Origin of the sequence: Nitrospira lenta (assembly GCF_900403705.1) — a bacterium.
GTDB classification, from domain to species: domain Bacteria; phylum Nitrospirota; class Nitrospiria; order Nitrospirales; family Nitrospiraceae; genus Nitrospira_D; species Nitrospira_D lenta.
The window spans coordinates 1-1,065 of record NZ_OUNR01000013.1 but is presented as its reverse complement, the minus strand read 5'-3'; the positions used below and the strand labels follow the sequence as shown (position 1 = coordinate 1,065).

At 62.9% G+C, this 1,065-nt stretch carries 1 pseudogene; it reads left to right on the top strand.

Going from position 1 to position 1,065, the window contains the following annotated elements:
* Window positions 1–65 precede the first annotated feature (65 nt).
* Window positions 66–1,049 (top strand): annotated as a pseudogene (locus NITLEN_RS09700) (IS30 family transposase).
* The last annotated feature ends 16 nt before the right edge of the window (window positions 1,050–1,065 follow it).

Here is a 1,065-nt window from a genome sequence, read left to right as displayed (position 1 = left end):
GTGTGGGTTCAAGGTTCTAGTGCAACACCAGTATCCTGGAGCATCCAGGAACGAAGGAGTTGCACATGGCTCTCTACCGACGCCTGACTCTTATGGAGCGTGAAGAACTCAGTCGGATGTTGGCGGCCGGATATAGCCTGCGGGCCACGGCTCAGGCGCTGCGGCGCGCGCCGAGTACGGTGTCGCGGGAACTCGCTCGGCACCGAGCCAGCCCCGTCACCTATCGGGCCGTCCCCGCCCATCAACGCGCCCACCGGTGGGCTCATCGTCCACGGAAGCCCCGCAAGCTCGCGGTCCAGGGCCGACTTCGCCGCGCCGTGTTGATGCTGCTGGCTCAGCGCTGGTCGCCTGAACAGATTGCCCACGGCTTGCTCCAGCGGTATCCTGATGATCCGACTATGCGCATCTCGCACGAAGCCATCTACACATATCTGTAGGTGCTGCCGCGTGGGGCGTTCAAGCGCGAACTTGCGCGCTATCTGCGCCGCCGGCACCGCTCTCGCCGTTCCCGCAAGATTCGTCTCTCGTCGCGGCCTGTTCTGGACATTGTGAGCATTGACGAGCGCCCACCCGAGGTGGCTGATCGTACTGTGCCGGGTCATTGGGAGGGCGACTTGCTGGTTGGCCATGCGAACGCGTCGGCACTCGGCACGCTGGTGGAGCGCACCACGCGATTTACGTTGCTGGTGCCGCTGACGGCCAAGGATGCGACTGCGGTGCGGCGGGCCTTCGCCCGGGAAGTGCGGACGCTGCCCGCCCAACTTCGCCGCTCCCTGACGTACGACCAAGGGCAGGAGATGCGAGAACATCGACTGTTCACCAAACAAACCAAGATGCAGGTCTACTTTGCCCATCCCCAATGTCCCTGGGAGCGGGGGACGAACGAGAACACGAACGGCTTGCTGCGGCAGTTCTTTCCCGCTGGCACCGAGTTCCAGCGCGTGTCGCGGCGCGAGATCAAACGGGTACAAGCGATGCTCAACGATCGCCCACGGAAAATTCTGAACTGGCACAGTCCGGCTCATGTCTTTCACCAACTGTTGCGCTAGGATCTTGAATGCACAC